15 protein-coding genes are annotated in these 19,817 nt (G+C 71.2%); 2 read left to right on the top strand and 13 right to left on the bottom strand.

Annotation, left to right across the window (positions count from 1 at the left end):
* Positions 1 to 125: 125 nt before the first annotated feature.
* On the top strand, positions 126 to 818 hold the full coding sequence (locus LZ604_RS08000) for a response regulator (protein WP_234513653.1): 693 nt from the start codon (positions 126 to 128) through the stop codon (positions 816 to 818).
* Positions 819 to 1,095: 277 nt separating this feature from the next.
* Here the strand turns inward: LZ604_RS08000 and LZ604_RS07995 are convergent, their stop codons facing one another.
* The 6 genes from LZ604_RS07995 to LZ604_RS07970 form a co-directional block, all read right to left on the bottom strand.
* Positions 1,096 to 2,715 (bottom strand): monocarboxylic acid transporter, encoded by a 1,620-nt coding sequence (locus LZ604_RS07995; protein ID WP_234513652.1) that lies wholly within the window; start codon positions 2,713 to 2,715, stop codon positions 1,096 to 1,098.
* A complete protein-coding gene (locus LZ604_RS07990; protein WP_234513651.1) occupies positions 2,712 to 3,275 on the bottom strand; it encodes a DUF485 domain-containing protein in 564 nt (187 codons plus the stop codon). The genes LZ604_RS07995 and LZ604_RS07990 overlap by 4 nt, the downstream gene beginning before the upstream one ends.
* 69 nt (positions 3,276 to 3,344) lie before the next feature.
* Positions 3,345 to 4,040, bottom strand: coding sequence for a response regulator transcription factor (locus tag LZ604_RS07985; protein ID WP_234513650.1), 696 nt, complete (start codon positions 4,038 to 4,040; stop codon positions 3,345 to 3,347).
* On the bottom strand, positions 4,037 to 5,188 hold the full coding sequence (locus LZ604_RS07980) for a sensor histidine kinase (RefSeq protein WP_234513649.1): 1,152 nt from the start codon (positions 5,186 to 5,188) through the stop codon (positions 4,037 to 4,039). Before LZ604_RS07980 ends, LZ604_RS07985 begins: the two co-directional genes overlap by 4 nt.
* Positions 5,185 to 5,709, bottom strand: coding sequence for a CcdC protein domain-containing protein (locus LZ604_RS07975; protein WP_234513648.1), 525 nt, complete (start codon positions 5,707 to 5,709; stop codon positions 5,185 to 5,187). Before LZ604_RS07975 ends, LZ604_RS07980 begins: the two co-directional genes overlap by 4 nt.
* Before the next feature lie 262 nt (positions 5,710 to 5,971).
* Entirely contained in the window at positions 5,972 to 8,095 is a 2,124-nt protein-coding gene (locus LZ604_RS07970; RefSeq protein WP_234513647.1) for a DNA gyrase/topoisomerase IV subunit B, read from the bottom strand.
* A 442-nt stretch (positions 8,096 to 8,537) separates the two neighbouring features.
* Between LZ604_RS07970 and LZ604_RS07965 the strand changes: the two genes are divergently transcribed.
* Positions 8,538 to 8,762 carry a DUF7455 domain-containing protein gene (locus LZ604_RS07965; protein WP_234513645.1) on the top strand — a complete coding sequence of 75 codons (225 nt, stop codon included), beginning with the start codon at positions 8,538 to 8,540 and terminating at the stop codon, positions 8,760 to 8,762.
* A 237-nt stretch (positions 8,763 to 8,999) separates the two neighbouring features.
* Here the strand turns inward: LZ604_RS07965 and LZ604_RS07960 are convergent, their stop codons facing one another.
* The 7 genes from LZ604_RS07960 to LZ604_RS07930 form a co-directional block, all read right to left on the bottom strand.
* On the bottom strand, positions 9,000 to 9,818 hold the full coding sequence (locus tag LZ604_RS07960) for a S1 family serine peptidase (RefSeq protein ID WP_234513644.1): 819 nt from the start codon (positions 9,816 to 9,818) through the stop codon (positions 9,000 to 9,002).
* Positions 9,819 to 9,938: 120 nt separating this feature from the next.
* A complete protein-coding gene (locus LZ604_RS07955; protein WP_234513643.1) occupies positions 9,939 to 11,465 on the bottom strand; it encodes an RNA polymerase sigma factor in 1,527 nt (508 codons plus the stop codon).
* A gap of 632 nt (positions 11,466 to 12,097) precedes the next feature.
* On the bottom strand, positions 12,098 to 12,985 hold the full coding sequence (locus LZ604_RS07950; RefSeq protein WP_234513642.1) for a FadR/GntR family transcriptional regulator: 888 nt from the start codon (positions 12,983 to 12,985) through the stop codon (positions 12,098 to 12,100).
* Between the two features lie 163 nt (positions 12,986 to 13,148).
* On the bottom strand, positions 13,149 to 14,888 hold the full coding sequence (locus tag LZ604_RS07945) for an ABC transporter ATP-binding protein (RefSeq protein WP_234513641.1): 1,740 nt from the start codon (positions 14,886 to 14,888) through the stop codon (positions 13,149 to 13,151).
* A 105-nt stretch (positions 14,889 to 14,993) separates the two neighbouring features.
* Positions 14,994 to 15,752, bottom strand: a complete 759-nt coding sequence (locus LZ604_RS07940) for an NUDIX hydrolase (protein WP_234513640.1) — start codon at positions 15,750 to 15,752, stop codon at positions 14,994 to 14,996.
* A 128-nt stretch (positions 15,753 to 15,880) separates the two neighbouring features.
* On the bottom strand, positions 15,881 to 17,830 hold the full coding sequence (locus LZ604_RS07935) for a glycogen debranching N-terminal domain-containing protein (RefSeq protein WP_372482113.1): 1,950 nt from the start codon (positions 17,828 to 17,830) through the stop codon (positions 15,881 to 15,883).
* A 385-nt stretch (positions 17,831 to 18,215) separates the two neighbouring features.
* On the bottom strand, positions 18,216 to 19,778 hold the full coding sequence (locus LZ604_RS07930) for a DUF4192 domain-containing protein (RefSeq protein ID WP_234513638.1): 1,563 nt from the start codon (positions 19,776 to 19,778) through the stop codon (positions 18,216 to 18,218).
* Between the last annotated feature and the right edge of the window lie 39 nt (positions 19,779 to 19,817).

The following is a 19,817-nucleotide window of genomic DNA, read 5'->3' as shown; positions in this document are numbered from 1 at the left end:
CAGTCTTGTGGGCGCAACCCCGTCTTCTGCTTGCAAGAGTCTGTTGTGCTCATTTTGCTCGCGTTACAACAGCGGAGCCGAAACACGGGCTTAACGCTCGCCTGGGCTTGAGGGAGAGAGGCCCGATGATTGACGTCCTGGTCGTGGACGACGACTTCCGCGTCGCCGAGATCAACGCGAAGTACGTGGGAAAGGTTCCCGGCTTCCGGGTCGCCGCCCGCGCGCACAGCGCGGAGCAGGCGCTGGCCGCTGTGGAGCGCGCCCCGATCGACCTGGTCCTGCTCGACCACTACCTGCCCGACCAGACGGGGCTCGAACTGGTCCATCGCATGCGCGAACGCGGGCACGGCACCGACGTCATCATGATCACGGCGGCCGGCGATGTGGCGACCGTCCAGACCGCGATGCGTCTGGGCGCCCTGCACTACCTGGTGAAACCGTTCACCTTCGCGGCCCTGCGCACACGCCTGGACTCGTACGCCGCCCTGCGCCGCACCGTCGACCGCGTGGGCGGCCGGGGCGTGGCGGGCCAGGAGCAGGTCGACCGCATCTTCGGCGCCCTGCGTACCGGGCCCGTCTCCTCCTCGCCCAGGCTGCCCAGCGGTCACTCGGAACCCACGACGGATCTCATCTGCGATGTTCTGCACCGGGCCGGTCAGCCGCTCTCGGCCCACGAGGTGGCCGCCAGGACGGGGCTCAGCCGCTCCACCGCACAGCGCTATCTGCGCCACCTGGAACAGGCGGGACGGCTGCGGCTCTCGCTGAGGTACGGCGACACCGGACGGCCGGAACACCGGTACACATGGGTGGCGCCGTAGGGCCACGGCCCGGAAGGCCCTCGGGCCGGCCCCGCCCGGGCGGTTCGTCGCCGGTTCCGCAGGAGGGCAGGTGGGGCGCCGGAGCGTGGCGCCGGAGCCCACGACGCGGGCGCCCCGGCTCGTCGTGGACGTCACCGAGGCTGCTTTCCAACGGCCCGGCGCCGGGGCACCCTCGCACCGACCTGGCGCGGGAGCGCCCACCCACCGGCCCAGCGCGGGAGCGCCTCCCACCGACCCGGCGCGGGAGCGCCCACCCACCGTCCTCGTGCCGGGGCGCTCAGACGGCCCCGGCGCCCGTGAGCGACCGCACCTCGGTCTCCGCGTGCTTGGCCTCGTCCGCCGGTTCCACCGAGGTGACCGTGCCGAGCCAGCCTGCGAGGAAGCCGAGCGGGATGGAGACGATGCCCGGGTTCTGCAGCGGGAAGTACTGGAAGTCCACGCTCGGGAAGAGCGATTCCGGGCTTCCCGACACGACCGGGGAGAGCACCACGAGTGCCAGCGCGGGCACGAGACCGCCGTAGACCGCCCATACGGCGCCCCTGGTCGTGAAGCTGCGCCAGAAGAGCGCGTACATCAGGACCGGCAGGTTCGCGGACGCGGAGACCGCGAAGGCGAGCCCCACCAGAAAGGCCACGTTGAGGTCGCGGGCGAGCAGCCCCAGCGCGATCGCGAGCCCGCCGATACCGACGGCGGCGGCCCGCGCCACCGCCACCTCGCTGCGTGGCGCGGACTGCCGCCGCCGTTCGCTGCGTGGCCCGCACCGCCGCCGTAGCGAGGCGTACAGGTCGTGGGCGACAGCGGCCGAGGAGGCGAGGGTGATCCCGGCGACGACCGCGAGAATGGTGGCGAAGGCGATCGCGGCGACCACGGCGAACAGGACCGTCCCGCCGGTCGAATTCGCCCCGCCGCCCAGCTTCAGCGCCAGCAGCGGCACCGCCGTGTTCCCGGCCGCGTTGGACTCCCGCACGGCATTCGGTCCGACGACGGCGGCCGCGCCGAAACCGAGCACGATCGTCATCAGATAGAAGCCGCCGATGAGTCCGACCGACCAGACGACCGAGCGCCGGGCGGCGCGCGCGGTCGGCACCGTGTAGAAGCGGGACAGGATGTGCGGCAACCCGGCGGTGCCCAGCACCAGCGCCAGGCCCAGGCTGATGAAGTCGGTCCGCGCGGTCCAGTTCCCGCCGTACTTCAGGCCGGGCGCGAGAAACGCCTCACCGTGCCCGCTGCGCTCCGCCGCAGTGTGCAGCAGCGTGTCGAGGTTCCCGTGGAAGCGCACCAGGACGAGCGCGGTCAGCGCGATCGTGCCGCCGAGCAGGAGGACGGACTTGACGATCTGGATCCAGGTCGTGGCCCGCATCCCGCCCAGCGACACATAGATCACCATGAGCGCGCCGACGGCGATCACCGTCCAGGCGCGCGCGGCCGTGCTCGTCCCCCCGAACAGCAGCGCGACCAGGCTGCCCGCTCCCACCATCTGCGCCACCAGGTACAGCACGGAGACCGTCACCGAGGACATGCCGGCGGCGATCCGCACCGGCCGCGCTCTCATCCGGGCCGCGATCACGTCCGCGAGCGTGAACCGCCCGCAGTTGCGGACGAGTTCGGCGACGAAGAAGAGCACTACGAGCCAGGCCACCAGGAAGCCCACCACGTACAGCATCCCGTCGTACCCGAAGAGCGCGATGAGCCCGGTGACGCCCAGGAAGGAGGCCGCCGACATGTAGTCGCCCGCGATGGCAAAACCATTCTCCATGGGCGAGAACAGCCGCCCGCCCGCATAGAACTCCTCCGCCGAGCCATGTCGGCGGCGACTCACCCAGGTCGTGATGGCCAGCGTGATCGCGACGAAGACGCTGAAGAGCACCAGCGCCAGAGCCTGATGGTGTCCGGTCACCGCTCTCCACCCCTGAATCCCCGGGTGAGCTCCTGGGTGTCCCAGCGCAGATCGAGGGCGGCCCGGTCCCTGCGCAGCCGGGCGTGTCGCGCGTAGGCCCCGGTGAGGAGGAAGGTCGTCAGGAACTGCCCGAGCCCGGCGAGCATGGCCACGTTCACGGATCCGGCCACCGGCCGGCCCATCAGCCCGGGTGCCGTCTGCGCCGCCACGACATAGCCCACGTACCAGGTGAAGAAGACCGCGAACCCCGGGACCACGAACCGCCGGTACCTGCGGCGCACCTCCTGGAACGCCGCGCTGCGCTGAACCTCCAGATAGACGTCCGCGACCCGGCCGGTTCCTTCCTGTTCCCTGCGCGTGTGCGGCACGCCGGGAGCGGGAGCGCCCGTTCCGTCCAATTCGCCCCAGCCGGATCCGAGCGCGTCGTACCACGGGTCGTCGTAGTCCGCCCGGCCGTCCGCGCCTGCGGCCGCGGGGGCCGGGTCGCGGCCTTCGTACTTCTCAACCGAACTCTCGGGGCCTTCCCCGCGTCCGCGGGAATGGCCATTGCTTGACTTCATGCCCAAGGATGGACAGAACGGGAAGATCCCTGACTCTTCTTCTCCGCGCTCTTCACCCCATCAGGTGACTCACTGCGACGGGGGCCGAACCAGCCCTCGCGCGTAGGCGTAACGGACCGCCTGCGCACGGTCCTTGAGTCCCGCCTTGGCGAAGAGGTTGTTGATGTGTGTCTTCACCGTGGCCGTGGAGACGTGCAGCCTGCGGGCGATCTCCTGGTTGGTCAGCCCCTCCGCGATCAGCACGAGCACTTCGGTCTCCCGCACCGTGAGCCCGTCCGGCGCCACGACGGGGGCGGCGGGCTCCGGTTTCGGCTCCGGCTCCGGCTCCGACAGCCGCTCCAGCAGGCGCCGTTGGATGCCCGGGGACAGACCCGCATCGCCGGACAGCACGCTCCGAACGGCTCGCACGATCTCGTCCCCGCCCGCATCCTTGGTCAGGTAGCCGCGTGCGCCCGCTCTCAACGCCGGGAACAGCGAGGCGTCGTCCGCGAAGGTCGTGAGCACCACCACCTGGGTGCCAGGGTGCTCCCCGCGAATGCGGCGGGTCGCCTCGACACCGTCGCAGCGCGGCATGCGCAGGTCCATCAGCACGACGTCCGGAGCGAGTTCGGCGACGAGTTTCACCGCCTCGTCCCCGTCCTTGGCGGCACCGACGACCTCGATCCCGGGAAGCAGCCCGAGCAGCATCACAATGCCCTCGCGCACCACCGTCTGGTCGTCCGCCACCACGACCCGGGCGGGCTTCCCGCTCTCCTCCTCCGTCATACCGGCACCTTCAGTGTCACCACGAATCCTTCCTCGCCCGGCCCGGCGTCCAGCGAGCCGCCCAGCAGCTCGGCACGCTCCCGCATGCCCAGGAGACCGTACCCGGCCCCCGACCCGGTCAACTCGCCCGGCGATCCGCCCGAGTCCCTCACATCCAGCGTCACTTGGTGCTCGGCGTACTCCAGCCGGATGTGCACCTTGGCACCCGGAGCGTGCTTGCGGACGTTCGTCAGTGCCTCCTGAGCGACCCTGCGGACCGCCTGCGAGGCCTCGGCGGGCAACGGCCTGCGATCACCCGAGACGGTGACGTCCGCCCCGGACGCCGTGGCGACGAGTTCGCCGAGGAAGTCCTCGAGCGGGGACATCTCGCCCCGGAGGGCGGAGAGCGCCTGCCGGGTCTCGGCAAGTCCCCCCCGGGCCATTCCCCGTGCCGCCACGACCCGTTCGAGGATCTTGTCCCGGTCGGCTCCGCCCTCGATCAACAGCCGCGCGGCCTCCAGATGCACCAGCTGCGCCGAGAGGCTGTGCGCCAGCACATCGTGGATCTCCCGGGCGATCCGGGCCCGCTCCGCCAGCGCCGCCGACTCCGTCTCTGCCGCCCGGGCGGCCCGCTCCTGGGCCAGGAGCCGCTGGGCGTTGCCGCGGGCCTCGGCGTCCAGGCGCAGAACATAGCCGGCGAGTGCCATGCCAACGACCGTGGCGGCGGTGGTCAGCCACTCGTCGTTGTTCACCGCGGCGTACGCGGCGAGGGCGACCGAGGTCACGGGCAGAGCGGCAGCGAGCGGCAATCGCTCCAGGGCCGCGACGCCGCAGCCGCACCAGATCACGAGGGCCGGGACCCGCAGGCCCGCGGCCTGTGCCGCGACCGCCACTCCGAGAAGGACGGTGACGAGCGTCAGCGACGGCCAGAGTCTGTGCGCCAGCGTGGTGCGGAAGAAGGCCCAGGAGACCAGCGCGGTCACGAGGACGCCCGCTCCCGCTCCGACCGCACCCCAAGCGTGGAGGTGACTGCTGGTGAAGACGCCCCACAACAGCATGCCGAGCACCAACGCCCTCACGGCCCACGCGAGCAGTCGCCGGGGCTCTGAGAGCCCCTCGCGGCCGAGCGCCTCACGGGAGGGCCAGCGCATCCACGCGCTCTCCGTCATACGCGCTCCTTCCACGCGGGCCGAGGCATGCCGTCACCGTATGCCGTGGCAGGACGGGCCGAGGGAACGAGGGACTGCGCACGCCGGACCAGGATTCCGGCGCGGACCAGCAGCGTGCCCGCCAGGGCCGGCAGCAGCGCGGAACTGTCCTGGTGGACGCCCAGCAACGCACCGAACGCGAAGAGGCCGACGCGCAAGGCGATTCCGGCTATCCAGACGACCACGCTCGCCCTGGTGCTCCTGCTCCACACGGCGCCGTCCGCCTCCGCCCATATGCGGGTGGTCCAGGCCCAGCCGGCCCCAGTGGCCATCCCGATGAGCAGCTCGGCCGCGAGCAGCAGGGCGGACTCGATGGGGTGACGGGCATCCAGGATGCCCGTCCCGCGCAGCGCCACGACGGTCAGGATCACGGGCAGCAGCCACCAGCGCCGGTCGGTGTCGACCCGGCGGGCGCGGAACTGCCGCACGATCACCAGGGCGGCCACCGCCACAATCACCAACACGTTGACGAGCGCGGACATCACAGCCTCCGTGAGCGGAAAATGGAGCCGCCGACGGCGAATGCTGTCGACGCCTTCGACGCTACGGAATTCCGCCGGTCGCCAGATCGGCGCACGGGTGGACCGTGGGTGGAAGCCGACATGCCCTCCCGCTCCACCCAGGGGTGGAGAGACGCCTGAGGCCCGTGGACGCGCGGGTGTGGGGCCACCCCTGGGCCGGTCGGACTGAACGCAGGTCTCAGCCCATGACCGGCCCCGGGACGAAACGCACCGGGTGCACCGGCTAGGCGTCGATGCGCGACCGGTCCAGCGTCGCCGCCGAGCTGGAGATGAACTCCTTGCGCGGTGCCACGTCGTTGCCCATCAGTAGATCGAACACCTGTTCGGCGGCCTCCAGATCGGAGAGGTTGATCCGCCGCAGGGTGCGGTGGCGCGGGTCCATCGTCGTCTCGGCCAGCTGATCGGCGTCCATCTCGCCGAGACCCTTGTAGCGCTGGATGGAGTCCTTGTACCGGATGTTCTTGCTCTGCAGCTCCAGGAGCTTGTCGCGCAGCTCGCGGTCCGAGTACGTGTAGACGTACTTGTCCTGGCCCTTCTTCGGCTGGACGATCTCGATGCGGTGCAGCGGCGGCACCGCGGCGAACACCCGGCCGGACTCGACCATGGGCCGCATGTAGCGGTGGAACAGCGTCAGGAGCAGGGTCCGGATGTGGGAGCCGTCGACGTCGGCGTCGGTCATCATGATGATCTTGCCGTAGCGGGCCGCGTCCAGATCGAAGGTCCGGCCCGACCCGGCTCCTATCACCTGGATGATGGCGCCGCACTCGGCGTTCTTCAGCATGTCCGTCACGGACGACTTCTGGACGTTCAGGATCTTGCCGCGGATCGGCAGCAGCGCCTGGAACTCGGAGTTCCGGGCGAGCTTCGCCGTGCCGAGCGCGGAGTCGCCCTCGACGATGAACAGCTCGCTGCGCTCGACGTCGTCGCTGCGGCAGTCGGCGAGCTTGGCGGGCAGCGAGGAGGACTCGAGGGCCGTCTTGCGGCGCTGCGCGTCCTTGTGCTGGCGGGCGGCGATGCGCGTGCGGGCGGCGGCGACGGCCTTCTCCAGTACGGAACGGGCCTGCTGGGCCGCGTCACGCTTCGTGGAGGTCAGCCATCCCTTGAGTTCCTTGGAGATCACGTTCGCGACGATGCGGCGCGCCGCGGAGGTGCCGAGGACCTCCTTGGTCTGGCCCTCGAACTGCGGTTCGGCCAGGCGGACCGTGACGACCGCGGTGAGACCCTCCAGGGCGTCGTCCTTGACGATGTCGTCCTCGGCGACGCGCAACAGCTTCTTGGCGCGCAGGACTTCGTTCATCGTCTTCGCGACGGCCTGCTCGAAGCCGGCGACGTGGGTGCCCCCCTTGGGGGTGGCGATGATGTTGACGAACGACCTGAGCGTCGTGTCGTACCCGGTCCCCCAGCGCAGCGCGATGTCGACGCCCAGCTCCCGGGTGACCTCGGTCGGCGTCATCTGGCCGTGGTCGTCCAGGACGGGCACGGTCTCCTTGAAGGTGCCCTGTCCGGAGAAGCGGAGGACGTCGCACACCGGCTTGTCGTTCGCCAGGTACTCGCAGAACTCGCTGATTCCGCCGTCGAAACGGAAGGATTCCTCGCCCTTGCTGCCGCCCTCACCGAGGCCGTACTCGTCGCGGACGACGATCGTCAGGCCGGGCACGAGGAACGCGGTCTGGCGTGCGCGCTGGTGCAGCGTCTCCAGGGAGAGCTTGGCGTCCTTGAGGAAGATCTGGCGGTCGGCCCAGTAGCGCACACGCGTGCCGGTGCGGGTCTTGGCGATCTTCTTGGTCTTGCGCAGGCCACCCTTGGCCTCGAACTTCGCGTCCGGGCCCTCACCCGCGAAGGCACCCGGCGCACCGCGCCGGAAGCTGATCGCATGGGTGTGGCCGGCGCGGTCCACCTCGACGTCCAGGCGCGCGGACAGCGCGTTGACCACGGACGCGCCGACGCCGTGAAGACCGCCCGACGCCGCGTACGAGCCGCCGCCGAACTTGCCGCCCGCGTGCAGCTTGGTCATCACGACCTCGACACCGGACAGGCGGGTCTTGGGCTCCACGTCGACCGGGATGCCCCGCCCGTTGTCCCGCACCTCAACGGAGGCGTCGTCGTGCAGGATCACCTCGATGTGGTCGCAGTGTCCGCCGAGGGCCTCGTCGACGGAGTTGTCGATGATCTCCCAGAGGCAGTGCATCAGACCACGGCTGTCGGTCGAGCCGATGTACATGCCGGGGCGCTTGCGCACGGCCTCGAGGCCTTCGAGGACGAGCAGGTGCCGCGCGGTGTAGTTGGAACCGTCCCGGTCTGCTCCGGTGAGCAGCGCTGTGGACGGCACGGACGTCTCGGCGGTCACGCGGTTCGCTCCTCGCTGAATTTCGGATGGGGCCCATTGGGGTAAGGGGCCGGCTTCGGTCACCGATCCGAGGGTACCGAGGCCTGGTAGAGCCGTTGTAACGCCACCCTCGTCCCAACCCACACTAGTCCACAGTCGCACGGACGTTCGATCTCGAAGGGGAGGTGAAGTACATATCACGTTCCCTTCGACGCATGAACCATTTAGGCTCCGGGCACGTCCTCATGAACAACCGGCAACCCCGCCGGGAGGGCGAGACAATCGACAGACAGCGCGAATCCGTACGACATAAACACGCAATACGGCACATTCGCCGCCAAACCGGCAACAGACAGCCGGCCCGGAAAGAAATTTTCGAGGAAAAGCCGCGAGCGGGAACGTTTTCGGCCTGGTTGGATGTTGACCCTGGTACGACAGCTCGTCGAGCTAGAGAAGAGGCGACGTGACTACTGTTCTGACCCCCGCGAGCCCGCTGACGGCCGCTGACCGCTGCGACCGCTGCGGCGCCCAGGCGTACGTGCGCGTCGTCCTCCTGAGCGGCGGAGAACTGCTCTTCTGCGCCCACCACGGTCGCAAGTTCGAGCCGGAACTCAAGAAGATCGCCGCTGAGATACAGGACGAGACGGAGCGGCTCACCTCCCTTCCGGCGAGCGCCTCCGACGAGTAACGCTGACGCTTCGCGTCCACGACGAGCCGGCACCGGCGCCGAAGCCGGTGAACGGGCGGCCATCCCGAGCACTCGGGATGGCCGCCCGTACCCGTACGGGCGCGTTCACATCGGCATCCCCGTGCCACCTCCTGGCGCGCTCGTCCGGCGCGGCACGCCACACGCACGAGGCGGCCCGGGGCAGCCCGCATGGCAACCACACACACCACGACGTCTCCGGCACGCGGATCGCCGTGCTCAGCGGATGCCACCCAGGGCCCTGACGACCTCGGAGACACGCGTATAGACCCCGGGGCTCCCCGCCCGCCCGCAGCCGTTGCCCCAAGACACCAGGCCGATCAGGTGCCCCTTGGCGACGAGAGGGCCTCCACTGTCCCCCTGGCAGGCATCGCGCCCGCCGGTGGGCTCACCGGCACACACCATGGAGCTCGGGTCGTACTTCCCGTCCGCATCGCCGGGATAGGCCCGTGCGCAGGTCGTATCCGGAAGCACCCGAAGGTTCGCGGCCCGCAGAGTGTGCGCGTAGTCGCCATCCCCGGTCACATCACCCCAGCCGTACACCGTCGCGGTCGTGCCCGGCGCGTAGGCGGGATCACCGGCTGACGCCATTGCGATCACCGAACCCGCCGGAAGCGGAGAAGCGAGGGTGAGCACGGCGAAGTCCCCGGCGTTGGTGTTCTCGTTGTACCGGGGGTTGACCCAGGTCGAATGCACCGGGATCTCCGCGCCCTGCCCGGACAGAAGGTCCGTGCGCCCCGCGATGACTCTGAGATCCCGCACTTGTCCCGGTGGCGCGCCGAGCACGGCCGCACTCATACAGTGGGCCGCGGTCAGAACCGTCGACCGGTTCACCGCCACACCTCCGCAGAACTGCCCGGCCCGCGTACCCCCGAACCGGTCACGGCTGGAGAGGGCGACCGTCCACGGACTCTGTGAGATGTCCACCGGAAAGCCTCCGACGACGACGCTGTCCGCAGTGGCAGGCGCCGGAGATCCCAGCACTATCAAGGCTGCTGCGGCTGACAGGGCCAGCGCTCCGGCGAAGTGGCGAGACATATGCACTCCTCACTGTGTGATGCCGATAGAACACCCACAGTGATCCAGTTCCCCGGATCGCGCATACGCAGAGGGGCCGGTTTCCCCAGGAAACCGGCCCCTCTCGCTGTCGGGGGAGGCCTAGTCGAGGTAGTCGCGCAGCACCTGGGAGCGCGACGGGTGACGCAGCTTCGACATCGTCTTGGACTCGATCTGGCGGATGCGCTCACGCGTGACGCCGTACACCTTGCCGATCTCGTCGAGGGTCTTCGGCTGACCGTCGGTGAGACCGAAGCGCATCGAGACGACACCCGCCTCACGCTCGGACAGGGTGTCGAGCACGGAGTGCAGCTGCTCCTGGAGGAGCGTGAAGCTGACCGCGTCGGCCGGGACGACCGCCTCGGAGTCCTCGATGAGGTCGCCGAACTCGCTGTCGCCGTCCTCACCCAGCGGGGTGTGCAGGGAGATGGGCTCACGACCGTACTTCTGGACCTCGATGACCTTCTCCGGGGTCATGTCGAGCTCCTTGGCCAGCTCCTCCGGGGTGGGCTCGCGGCCCAGGTCCTGGAGCATCTGACGCTGCACACGGGCGAGCTTGTTGATGACCTCGACCATGTGCACCGGGATACGGATGGTGCGGGCCTGGTCGGCCATCGCGCGGGTGATCGCCTGACGGATCCACCAGGTGGCGTACGTGGAGAACTTGTAGCCCTTGGTGTAGTCGAACTTCTCCACCGCACGGATCAGGCCGAGGTTGCCCTCCTGGATGAGGTCCAGGAAGAGCATGCCGCGGCCGGTGTAGCGCTTGGCCAGGGAGACCACCAGACGGAGGTTGGCCTCGAGAAGGTGGTTCTTGGCGCGGCGGCCGTCCTCGGCGATGATCTCCAGCTCACGCTTGAGCTTGGGGGCGAGCTTGTCGGCGTTGGCCAGCTTGTCCTCGGCGAAGAGGCCGGCCTCGATGCGCTTGGCGAGCTCCACCTCCTGCTCGGCGTTGAGCAGCGGGACCTTACCGATCTGCTTGAGGTAGTCCTTGACCGGGTCGGCGGTGGCGCCGGCCGCGGCGACCTGCTGCGCGGGCGCGTCGTCCTCGTCCTCGTCGGAGAGCACGAAACCGGCGCTCTCGGTGCCCTCGGGCTCTTCGCCGCCCTTGGCCTCCTCGAGAACGTCCTCTTCGAGCAGTTCGACGTCGTCCTTCTTGGCGGCGGTCTTCTTGGCCACCGTCTTCTTGGCGACGGCCTTCTTCGCCACGGTCTTCTTGGCGGCCGTCTTCTTGGCAGCGGCCTTCTTGACGGGCGCGTCCTCAGCCGGGTCGTCGGCGACCGGCGCCGTCGGAGCGGCAGGAGCGGCGGCCTTCTTACTGGTCACCGCCTTCGCAGCGACGGTCTTGGTGGCGGTGCGCTTGGCCGGACTCTTCGCTGCGACGCTCTTGCGGGTGCGCTTGGGCTCTGCGGCACTGACCATCAGCGTCACACCCTCTTCCTCGAGGATCTGGTTGAGGCTGCGCAGTACGTTCTTCCACTGAGTGGCCGGAATCTGGTCAGCTTCGAAGGCCCGACGCACATCGTCGCCGGCGATCTGCCCCTCAGCCTTTCCCCGCTCAATGAGAGCCATGACAGAGACGGACTCGGCGATCTCCGGCGGGAGCGTACGGGATGTGCTGGCCGACACGAACAACCTCTCGGAACGTTGGAAAACGGCTTCCGGCCCCGTCCACGACGGACAGGAGCCGACCGCCGGCTTGGGGATGGGCCGACGGTGCGGGCGGGGGCCGGGAGGATGCACAGCGCCGCGAACGGCGTCCGTATTCCCTCCTCGACTGTCACCTCTTAGGTCATCGCGCAGTTCCGAAGAGTGTTACGCCCAATCTGCGTGGCCCGAGTCACACCCCGTAACCGATCATAAACGCCCAAATATGGGCATAGCTGGTCGGCGAGCGCCATGAGCGTCGCTCAGGCGTCGCGACTCCCCGCTCGCTCGCCACGGATTGATTGCCCCGGGCAGCGAAGTGCATGACTGAGGGCGGGAGTCCACGGCCGGGAGCACCCCGGGCCGCCACGGCTGCGGCCGACAGCTGCGGCCGGCAGCGAACGTCCGCCACGGCTCGGTAGAGCCCGGACCCGGGCGATGCCGCCGGTCTCGTAACCGGTCTCCGCCGGCCGCCACCGGTCTCCGTCGGGCTCCGCCGGGTCCCGGGAGGATCCGACGGAGCCCGACGGCGAGAGCTCGGCGCCCGTCCACGGCGGGTCAAGGCGCTGCCCGGCGAGAAGCCCGGTGCCGCTCACACCGACCGCGGGATGACGTCAGTGCTCGCGGGGCGCGGGCACCACGCGCTCCACCTCGGGGTGGACGGTGAGCAGTTGACGCATCGCCCCCTCGGCGGCCGCGCCGTCGCCTGCGGCGAGCGCGTCCACGATCCGGCCGTGCTGGGCCAGGGCCGCGTCGTTCGGGCGCTCGCAACCGGTGACCGGGCCGCCGGAGACCTGGAGAGCGGCCGAGACGATCCCCGAGAGGTGCTCCAGCATGCGGTTGCCGGCGACCTGGATGAGCAGCGAGTGGAATTCCGCGTCGGCACGCGAGAAGGTCAGGGAGTCGCCCTGCCCCATGGCGTGGCCCATGATCTCGACCATGTCGCCGAGTCGCTGCTGCACCTCCTCGCGGCCGTGCCCGGCGGCGAGGCGCGCCGCGAGCGGCTCGATGGTCCAGCGCAGCTCGCTCAGCTCGCGGCGCTGGTCGTCGCGCTGCGGCCCGAAGGCCCGCCACTCGATGATGTCCGGGTCGAGGAGGTTCCAGTCGCTCACGGGGCGCACCCGCGTCCCCACGTTCGGGCGGGCGCTGACCAGGCCCTTCGCCTCCAGGACGCGCAGCGACTCACGGACGACGGTGCGGGAGACCTCGAAGCGCTGGCCGATCTCCTCGGGAACCAGCGGGCGATCCGCGCCGAGATCCCCGGAGACGATCATCTGGCCCAGCTGCTGGACGAGTTGGCCGTGCAGCCCGCGTCCGCGGCTGCCTGCGGCACGCCGGCCGACGCGGCCCAGTTCCGGTTCCGCCCCCTCCCAGGAGGGCGTGCCGACGCGGTCGGCGGAGGGCGCCTCGGCATAGGGGTAGCGGTCGAGTTCGCCCGGTCCGGCCAGGCCGGAGTCTGCTGAACGGGCGGCGGTCATCATGGTGTGCGCAAGGGTACTCACGGATCCTTTGTCGGCGCCCTCTCCAACTCCCTTGAGGTCTTTGGTGAAAAGCACACGAAAGGGTGATCGCTCACCCTGTCGCAATTGACGCCTTATCGGAAAGAAATGGGCGTTCTCCGAGGAACTTGCGCACAGGGGAGATACAGATCGGCACGGAGGGTGGTCATCGGGCTCTGCCGCGCCGCGTGGCGAGCAGATAGGCGCCGAGCAGCGCGGCCAAGGACAAGGCCAGTGCCCCGCCCACGGGTTGAGCGATCATCCGTACCGCGGCGACCAGATAACGCTCCCCGCCGAACGGCCACCGCAGCAGCGCCACTCCTCGCATCCGTGCGGCAAACCCCGCGGCGACCGGGACGGACCCTTCCCCCAGCACTTTCTGTACGAGGGGTACGACGACGACGGGCACCGCGAGTACCGCGGCGAGCCCGGCGATCGTGGTCCGGAAGATGCCGGCCGCCAGCACACCGGCCCAGGCGCACCCTACGGCCAGTCCGGCCCAACTCGCGCTCAGTGAAAGCCAGTCGGCGGGAACCTCGGCCACCTCCCGCCCGTAGACGATGTAGAGCACTTCGAAGTCGAAGCCGACGGCGAGAAAGGCCAGCGTCAGCGCCGTGGCCCCCGTGACCAGGAGCTTGGCGGCGAGCAGCCCCAGGCGGCGGGGTACGCCGCCCCGGTCCGCCGCCAGCGCGGGGTGGCGGAACTCGTCACCGAAGGAGACGGCTCCGAGCAGCCCCGCGCCGAGCGCCGCGGGCGGCAGCGGGAACTCCGACGGCCAGGCGGCCAGCAGCCGGCCCCGTGGGGTGTGCCCGGCATGGGCGAAGAGCAGCGAGACAAGGGCGGAGGCGACGAGTACGGCGGCCGCGGTGAGGGAGACCGCGCCGATCCCGGTGGCGCGGCGCAGTTCGTAGCGCAGCGGGTGCTGGGGGCTGAGGGCGGGTCGGACGCTGATCGGCGGCGGCAGCGAGGGCGGATCACCGCCGTCCGGCGCCTCGGCCGAGGGAGGCGGGGCAGCCTCCACCGCTGCGGTCGGCCCCATGTCTCCCACTTCGTCGGTCAGTTGGTGTACGAGGATGCCGTGCCGGAACGCGGTCTCACCGATGTCGGCGCACGTACTGCCGTACACCGACAGCCGGTTGCCGTCCTCGTGGACGATCTCCACGGAACGCCGAGCCCTTCTGGCCTCCTTGGCGAGCAGGGCACCGAGCCGGGCGGCGTGCGGGCTTCGGACGGCCACACGGGGTCGCAGCCGGGTGCGGGCGAAGTCGGCGGCCTCCTGGTCGGCGACGAGCCGGCCCTCGTCGAGCGTGATGACGCGGTCGGCCGTGCGCGCGGCCTCCTTGGGGTCACTCGTGGCGAACAGGACGGTGCCACCCTGGACGGCGTGCGCCCGTAGAAGCCCGTGCAGCCAGCGGCCCTCCTCGACGGAGAGCCCGGCGGTCGGATCGTCGAGCACGAGGCTGTGCGGATCGGCGAGAAGGGCGCAGGCGAGACCGAGGCTGCGGTCCATACCGCGGGAGAGGGTGTCCAGGCGCTCGTCGCGCAGGCCGACGAGTCCGAGCGCTTCGAGGACTTCGTCGGCCCGGCCTGCGGGCACACCCACGGCGGCACACAGCATGCGCAGGTGGGCGCGGACCGTGCGCGCGGGGTGACCGGGGACGTCTCCGAGGACGACTCCCACTTCGCGCGCGGGGTGAGCGAGGCGGTGCAGCGGACGGCCCCTGAAGTAGGTGATGCCGCGACCCGGCTGGAGTTCGAGCATCAGCCTGAGCACTGTCGTCTTGCCCGCACCGGAGGCTCCGAGGAGCGCGGTCACCTGACCTGCGCGCGCCTCGAAGGTCACGTCGTCGACGACGGGCGACAGGTCCTTGCGGGTATCGCCGGTCAGTCCGATCGCCTGGATCACTCGAAGCAAGATAGCGCGATATGTCTGTTTTTTCGGTCACCTGACAGGCGGCGTCGGCTGCTGCCCCGTCCGGCCCGGGCGGGAGCGCCCGAGTCCGCGGGATGGTCAGACCTCGGGCCGCAGCATGGGCGGGTTCAGCAGCGTGGCACCGCCCGCGCGGAAAAGCTGCGCGGGGCGGCCGCCCTGCCGGGTCGTCGTTCCGCCTGTCGGGACGAGAAAGCCGGGCGTGCCGGTGACCTTGCGGTGGAAGTTGCGCGGGTCGAGTGCCACGCCCCATACGGCCTCGTAGACCCGTCGCAGCTCGCCGACGGTGAACTCGGGCGGGCAGAAGGCGGTGGCCAGCGACGAGTACTCGATCTTCGAACGGGCGCGTTCGACACCGTCCGCCAGGATCTGCGCGTGGTCGAAGGCGAGCGGAGCCGCCTGCTCGCCGTCCCGGCCGTAGCCGCCCTGTTGCAACAGTTCTTCCACCGGCGCCCAGCGCGCGCTGTTGGCGTCTCCTCCGGCCCGGGGCGCGGGCAGGTCGGGGGCGAGAGCGAGATGGGCGACGCTCACCACTCTCATCCGCGGGTCGCGCTTGGGGTCGCCGTAGGTGGCCAGCTGTTCCAGGTGGGCGCCGTTGTCCAGCGCGGGTGTCGCCGGGTCGTGTGCGCGCAGCCCCGTCTCCTCGGCCAGCTCTCGCGCCGCCGCCTGCGCCAGGTCCTCGTCCGCCCTGACGAAGCCGCCCGGGAGCGCCCACCGGCCCTGAAAGGGCGGCTCACCCCTCCGTACCGCCAGCGCGCACAGGGCATGGCGGCGCACGGTCAGCACGACCAGGTCCACGGTGACGGCGAAGGGGGGAAACGCTGACGGGTCGTAGGGCATGCCGCGATCATAGTCGTCTTCCTGACGATAAACACTCCCCTCGCGGACCGCGTCCACAGCACATCCGTATCTGTCCGGCACAGCTCTCGGCGGCCGCCGTTCACCGTTCACGGGCACGTCTCCCGAGGTCACACCCCCAGCTGCAGTCCGTCGGCCGCCTCCTCCACCGTGGCGAGGCCCAGACGCCCGACGCGCACGGAGAAGGGCGCTCCGGCGAGTCTCAGGCCTCTCAGCACGATCTCTCCCAGCGGTGCGCTGCGGACCGGGCTCAGGGTCACTGTCCCGGCCGGGGCGTCCGGGCGGATGCCGACGAGCGCGGTCAGCAGCAGCACCCCGGCGGCGGCCGCGGTGGCGGCGGGGCGGCAGGCGGCCGGATGCGGCAGGGGTGCGCCCCCATCCCAGCGCGGTTCTCCGGCGAACATCTCGGGCAGCCGGTATCCGAATGCCTCCGCCGCCGCCAGCATCCCGTGCAGCAGCCCGCCCGCCTCCTTCTCGTAACCGGCGGCGGCCAGTCCCGCGACGGCGACCGCGGTCTCCGGGACCCGCACGGCTCCGCCGCGGTGCCCGAACGGGTTGTACGCTGTCTCCGTGGCGGCCAGGCCGCGCAGCCCCCAGCCCGAGTCCATGGCCGGACCGGCGAGCAGTCGGGCGAGTTGCTCGGTCCTCACCTTGTCCAGCAGCCCGGGCGCCGGCGTGCCGGCGCCGAGCAGACCTGTGTCCAGGAGGTGGGCGGCGCCCGCCCCTAGGTGCGGCACCAGGCGCCCGTCGCGGGTACGGGCGGCAGCGGGTCTGCCGCCCGACCGGTCCTCGACCCAGAACTCCTCGCAGAACGCGCCGCGCAGCTCCTCCGCCCACTGACGCAGTTGCTCCCCGCCGGGACGTCCGCACGCCGCGAGCAGATCGGCACCGAGCACCGCGGCACGGTGGGCGTAAGCCTGGGTCTCGCAGCGCAGCAGGCCGTCCGGCTGCGGATCCGGGAGGTAGACGCCGTCGCCGACGGCGGTGCGCAGCCACCGCAGACAGTGCTCGGCCGCGGGCAGCAGTTCCTCCGTCTCGCGTTCGGGAAGCCCCCAGCGCCGGGCCTCCGCAAGGAGCACGGGGAACAGCAGGGTGGCCTCGGTGCCCGTGCAACTCGGCGGAAGGTGCGCTCCCGCGTCCCGCCGGGGGCCCGGGATCATGCCGGAGCGGAGGCCCGGGCCGGCGAGCTGGCTGCGGGCCAGTATGCGCAGCGTGCCCGCGGCGAGCCGGGTGCCGAGCGGCAGCGTCATCCGGGCTGCCGCCAGCGACTCGGCGGGCGCCGGTCCGCAGCGCCATGGGGCTCCGGCCGCGATGTGGGTGTCGGAGGGGTGCAGGGGATCGCGCAGTACCAGGGCCTGCAGGTCCTCGACACAGGTGCGCAGGAACGGCTCGACTCTGGCGTCGTCCCCGGTGGCCCGGGCCCGGGCGAATGGGCTCGCCGCGGCGCGGCCCACGGCGCCGAGCGGTTCCGCGCCTTCCGGCCGCACCCGCAGCCTAAGGCTCCATGTGCCGCCGGGTGGCAGCGCCACTTCCCAGCGCAGGAGTCCGGCGGAGGCGAGCGCGTCGGTGGGCGGCGGGTCGGCGATGACCGCGCAGTCGCCCTTGGGACCGGACCACCGCAGCGCCGAGTCGTGCACGCTGGCTGTGAGTTCGGGTCCCAGGTCGCCCGAGGCGATCGCACTCAGCTCCGCCAGGTCCGCGCCGAGGGCCACTTCCACCGGCAGGCGCAGTGGGCGTGGCGCCGCGTTGTGCAGCCTGATCCGCTCGGTACCGTCCGCGGACCGGACGCGCTCCACGACGACGTCCGGATCGGGTCCGGCGTCCGGGGACGCGTGCACGGTCCCCACGAAGCGGGCATGGTCGGCACCCACCATCCGGGCCTGCACCGGAAGCGGCTCTCGCCCCGCCACCCGCAGCCGGCAGCGAGACAGCACCCGCCGGCCCGCCCGGTAGAACCCCTCCAGACCTTGCCCGGTCAACTGGCCCTCCTGCGAGGAGATCACCAGACCCGGCAGGGCAACGCAGATCAGTGCGGTGTGGGCGGGAGGCAGGTCGGCGATGCGACGGGCCGGGGCCGGCTGGGGATGGGGTGGACCGTGGACATGCCGGTCGGTACGCGGCACGGAAGCCGGCGTGCCGACCGGCGCGCGGCGCCCGGCCTGTGGGGCACCGCCAGGAGCCTGGGGCGCCGAGGGGCTCTGGCCGAGCGGGCTGCCGTGGTGGGCGGGGGGCTGTGTGGGCAAGGACATGAGGCGGCTTCCTGGGCGCTGGGTACGCCTCGGGCGTGGCCGGCGCCGGGTGAGGGGCCCCGGAGGGTCGTGAGCGGTCGTCGGTGGCGCGAACCGGGCACGGGCTCGGCCACTCAGGTGAACGGCTCGGGTCCCTCCGGGGTCACGCCCGTGGGCGGCCAAGCCCGCCGAACGGTGGTGCCGGGGACGGCGGAACTCACTCATGTGGCCGCTCCCCCGTACGCCGACCGGAGCCCCGGTGGGTCCCGAACCGGTTGTTCGCGCCCTCGGCCACCCGCGGCGGCCCGTCACGATGCGGACCGTCACCAGGAGAAGTGCGGGTGTCGGCAGGGCGCCGTCGGCGTGTATCGAGCGCCCGCGGAGCACGACGGCTCGGCCTGCCGCCGCCCGCCGGCCGCACCCTGCGGTGCTTACGGACAGGGCCCTCCCGCGGCGCGGAGGGCTCCTTGCCTTCGAGGTCCTCCCCGGCCGTGTCACAGGGCGAGCCGGAAGGCGCCGTGGCGGCGCCGTCCGGCTCTGCCGCGGAAGCCTGCTCCCCTTCGGATCGGCCGGCTCGCTCCGCCCGCAGGCACCGACGGACGGTCTCCGGATCGAGGCCCTCGTTGCACGCCTGGTGCAGAAGGCGGGCGAAGAGGTAGTCCGGGTCCGCGCCGATGGCCATGGCGAAGGCTTCGCGGGCCTCCAGTTCGTCCCCGGTCGACCAGGCGACCCATCCGGCGAGCGTCAGCGGAGCGGCGGCGTGCTCGCCGTACGGGCCGACGCAGCGGCGGGCCAGGGCTCGCCACAGCCGCAGTGCCACGGCGGCCTCGGCACCCTCCATCCACTCCGCGGCCCGGTCCCGTGTCGTGCGGTCCTGCAGACCGAGGATCAGAGCCGCGGCCTCGTCGTCGGCCAGCAGCCCGTCGTCACGCAGGTCCGCCGTCGCCGTGCCCGACACGGGTGGCGCCTCGCCGAGCCGGGCCATCACCCGCTCCGCCAGCGCGAGGGTGTCCGCGGCCACGTCCTCGCGGGTGTCGCCGTCGAGGATCCGCGGGACGAGCGCACGGCTCGCGGTGTCCAGCGCGACCTCCTGTGCGTGGGCGGCCTCCGTCTGGCACGGGCTCATCCGTGCCCTGAACTCCTGGAGGCTGCCGCGCACTTGGATGCCCGCGTAGGTCGCGGCTGCTGCCAGGACCGAGGTGCCGGGCAGGCCCATCGGCTGCCCTTCGGGCGGACAGCAGCCCGGGCTCGGGCAGCAGTACGACCAGAAGCGTCCGTCGGAGATGCAGAGTGCCTCCACCACTGCGACGTCGAGGCCGCCGCAGGCCGTGCGCAGCGACTGGGCGAGCGGCCGGAGGCGCTCCATCACGTCGCGGCCCGTTTCGCCGCCCGAGGGTTCCTGAACCAGGTAGGCGACCATGCTCTCGGGCCGGGCGCCTCTGCGCTCGCTGCCCGCCACCAGTCCGCGGGCCAACTGCTCGGCCGCGGACGGCCAGTCCTCGGGTTGGGCGGGGATACCGAGCCGTGCCCGCCCGCCGAACCTCCCCCGCCGTTCCCGGTCGTGCAGCGCGACCAGCACGATGCTGTCCTCCGGGCGGTACCCGAGCAGATAGGGCAGGGCGTCGGCAAGCTCAGCGGGGGTGCGCAGGGTGACCATGGGCTCGCCTCGCGGGTCCGCGGGCTCGTGACTCCTGTGGCCGGTGCTGTCACCACCGTGATGGAAAGGTCCGTTCATGTCACCGATGCCGGAGCAGCCGGCTGCTTCGTCGTGGTTCGTCATGCCGCGACCATCTCGCGGATCTTGGACTTCCGCTTGGAG

The organism is Streptomyces glomeratus (genome assembly GCF_021462825.1).
Lineage (GTDB): Bacteria > Actinomycetota > Actinomycetes > Streptomycetales > Streptomycetaceae > Streptomyces > Streptomyces glomeratus.
Note: the sequence above shows the minus strand (reverse complement) of the source record. Positions and strands in the feature narration are given on the sequence as shown.